The sequence below is a fragment of the Oleiphilus sp. HI0125 genome (assembly GCF_001635355.1).
In genome coordinates, this window is sequence record NZ_LWGF01001246.1 from 1 (window position 1) to 1,102 (window position 1,102).

Below are 1,102 nucleotides of genomic sequence, written 5' to 3' on the forward strand. Positions count from 1 at the left end.
GAGTAAGTGCTGCTGTTAGTGTTGTTTTGCCGTGGTCAACGTGGCCAATTGTTCCAACGTTAACGTGCGGCTTACTTCTTTCAAACTTTTCTTTTGCCACGGTAATTCCCCTTAGCGTTTAAAGGTTAGTACTTGTTAATAATAACTTCTGCGATGTTTGATGGCGCTTCTGCGTATTTCAAAAACTCCATCGCGTATGTTGCACGGCCTTGCGTCGCAGACCGTAGATCTGTCGCATAACCAAACATTTCTGACAAAGGCACCTCGGCATTGACAACCTTACCTGAAGGACCCTCTTCCATTCCGGAAATAATCCCTCGACGACGGTTAAGATCACCAACAACGTCACCCATGTTTTCTTCCGGCGTCACAACTTCAACTTTCATCATTGGCTCGAGCAGCACTGCACCACCCTCTTCCGCCAACTTTCTAGTTGCCATGCCACCGGCAATTTTGAACGCCATTTCGTTAGAGTCGACATCATGATACGACCCATCGTAAAGCGTTGCTTTAAGACCAAGCAAAGGGTAGCCAGCTAGGACACCATTTTGCATTTGCTCTTCAATACCTTTCTCGACTGCAGGTATGTATTCCTTCGGAACAACACCTCCCACAACCTCATTAATAAACTCCAGGCCTTCTTCACCGTCAGTTCGCGGCTCAAACTTAACGCGAACATGACCGTACTGACCTCGACCACCGGACTGTCGTACAAACTTGCCTTCGATATCACAGTGATTTCTAATTGCTTCGCGGTACGCTACCTGAGGCTTACCAATGTTTGCCTCAACACCGAACTCACGCTTCATTCGATCGACGATAATATCAAGGTGTAGCTCACCCATACCGGAGATAATCGTCTGACCGGTTTCCTCATCAGTCTTAACTCTGAACGACGGATCTTCTTGCGCCAACTTACCGAGCGCCACACCCATCTTCTCTTGATCTGGCTGAGAACGTGGCTCTACAGCAACCGAAATAACGGGCTCTGGAAAATCCATACGCTCCAAAGTAATTCGGTTCTTTGGATCCTGGTCACACAAGGTCTCGCCAGTTGTGACATCTTTAAGACCGATAGCGGCTGCAATATCCCCAGCAAGAA

Annotated in this window: 2 protein-coding genes; both read right to left on the bottom strand. The window is 47.8% G+C overall.

Going from position 1 to position 1,102, the window contains the following annotated elements; genetic code table 11:
- A partial coding sequence (locus tag A3762_RS21730) for a GTP-binding protein (RefSeq protein WP_002253261.1) occupies positions 1-100 on the bottom strand: 100 nt, incomplete at its 3' end.
- Between the two features lie 25 nt (positions 101-125).
- A partial coding sequence (locus tag A3762_RS21735; RefSeq protein ID WP_369820713.1) for an elongation factor G occupies positions 126-1,102 on the bottom strand: 977 nt, incomplete at its 5' end.